Origin of the sequence: Microvirga soli (genome assembly GCF_016734765.1) — a bacterium.
Lineage (GTDB): Bacteria > Pseudomonadota > Alphaproteobacteria > Rhizobiales > Beijerinckiaceae > Microvirga > Microvirga soli.
In genome coordinates this window covers 1-848 of the sequence record NZ_JAERQE010000159.1, presented here as the reverse complement: position 1 = coordinate 848, position 848 = coordinate 1, and the positions used below count along the sequence as shown (strand labels likewise).

Below are 848 nucleotides of genomic sequence, written 5' to 3'. Positions count from 1 at the left end.
CTAGAGTGCGTTGACATTCATTTGGTCCAGATGAATGCGCTGACGAGGCAAAGGATTGACATGAACGCCCGTGGGGTTTGTTCGTAGCGGGTGGCGATGCGTCTGAAGTGCTTGATTTTCAGGAAGAACCGCTCGACGAGGTTGCGCTCGCAATAGAGGGCGTAGTCGCAGGGGACTTGCGGCGATGTTGTCCTGGGCGGGATGACCGGCACGGCATCCTGGCGTTCGATGGCCTCCCGCAAGGGCGTGGCATCGTAGCCCTTGTCCCCCAAGACATGGTCGGCGGGAAGATCGGCGATCAAGGCCTCAGCCTGAGTGATATCGCTCGCCTGTCCCGGCGTCAGGATGAAGCGGAGCGGATTGCCCAAAGCATCCACGACCGCATGGATCTTGGTCGTCAGCCCGCCGCGGGAGCGTCCGATCGCACGAGCCTCACACCCCCCTTTTTGCCCGCTGCATGCTGGTGCGCCCGGACAATGGTTGAGTCGATCATGACGTATTCGAAGTCGGGCTCATCCGCCATGGTGGCAAACAGCCGATCCCAGACGCCGCTCTTGGACCAGCGCGAGAAGCGAACAAAGGCGCTGTTCCAGTTGCCGAAGAGTTCCGGCAGATCCCGCCACGGCGCCCCAGTTCGGGCCAGCCAGAGCACGGCTTCCACGAACAGTCGGCTATCGACCGCCGTTCTGCCAGGATCCATGCGTTTGCCCGGCAAATGCGGCTCCATCCGATCCCACTGGTGATCTGTCAAAATCAGACGAACTCCGCTCACCCAAGCCTCCGCTCCGAAAAGGAGCTTGAATCAGAGTTGCGAGCCCGTGGGAATCATGAATGTCAACGCGCCCTAG

At 60.8% G+C, this 848-nt stretch carries 1 protein-coding gene; it reads right to left on the bottom strand.

All coding sequences use genetic code 11. The annotated features are described in order from the left end of the window. Positions 1 to 17: 17 nt before the first annotated feature. Positions 18 to 727, bottom strand: a protein-coding gene (locus tag JKL45_RS29655) for an IS5 family transposase (protein WP_246499139.1) whose coding sequence is annotated in 2 segments (ribosomal slippage) — positions 18 to 457 and positions 457 to 727 — 711 coding nt in all. Because the reading frame shifts where the segments join, the coding sequence is not laid out codon by codon here. Positions 728 to 848: the final 121 nt, after the last annotated feature.